Source organism: Microbacterium sp. p3-SID336, from assembly GCF_025143365.1.
Taxonomy (GTDB): domain Bacteria; phylum Actinomycetota; class Actinomycetes; order Actinomycetales; family Microbacteriaceae; genus Microbacterium.
Map to the genome: position 1 here is coordinate 1 of NZ_JALXPE010000109.1, position 986 is coordinate 986.

The 986-nt window shown below is 66.6% G+C and carries 1 protein-coding gene; it reads right to left on the reverse strand.

What is annotated here, in order from left to right; all coding sequences use genetic code 11:
- On the reverse strand, positions 1-943 hold a 943-nt coding region (locus tag M3C17_RS18765; protein ID WP_259979567.1), incomplete at its 3' end, for an IS481 family transposase.
- Between the last annotated feature and the right edge of the window lie 43 nt (positions 944-986).

Below are 986 nucleotides of genomic sequence, written 5' to 3' on the forward strand. Positions count from 1 at the left end.
CGGTGTGGGGTCGGTGGTGATTGTAGTGATGCAGCCAGGTCTCGTATGCGGCGGCGCGCTCGTCTTCGCTGGTGTAAGTGGCTGCGTAGGCCCATTCGGCTGCGAGAGTGCGGTTGAAGCGCTCGACCTTCCCGTTCGTCTGCGGTCGGTAGGGCCTGGTCCACTTGTGCTTCACTCCCTCGCCGAGAGCGTCCGCGAAGACGTGCGAGCGGTAGCACGCACCGTTGTCAGTCATCACCGCGGTGACCGTCACCCCGAGGTCCTGGAAGAACGCGTTGGCGCGGACCCAGAATCCCGCGGCGGTCTCCTTGCGTTCATCGTCGAGGATCTCCGAGTACGCCACCCGGGAATGGTCGTCGACCGCGTGATGGAGGTACCGGTAGCCACGGGAGCCTGCTGCTCCCTGCCTGGCTGCCTTGTCCCGGACCGAACCCGCAGCGCGGTCTTGGGTAGATCCTCGGCCGTGTGCGCGCCAGCCGCCGCCGTCGGGGATGCGACCCTGCTTCTTGATGTCGACATGCACCAGCTGGCCAGGGGCTGCGACTTCGTACCGCTTCGGCTTCGGTCTGCGCACCGGCAGCCCGGTGGCCTGGTCGATGTTCGCCAGCTTCGGCATGCCGTAGCGGGCCAGCACCCGACCCACCGTCGCCCGTGCCAGGTGCAGGTGATACGCGATCCGGTGCGGGCCCCACCGGCGGGTGAACCGCAGCGCGACGATCCGGTGCTCTGTCTTCCGTGGCAGCCGGTTCGGAGACGAGACCGGCCTCGAGCTACGGTCAACCAGCGGCTGTCCGGCCCGATACCGATCTACCCATCGCTTCACCGTTGCAGGCGAGCACTGGAACCGTTCTGCCGCCCGCCGCAACGACCACCGTTCATCAACGACGAGAACAACAAGACGACGACGACCCTCCGGCGTCAAAGGCGCGTTAGCGTGGGACACGAAGACCTCCGCGGTCAGGATGCGAGTGTGGTAACCCACATCC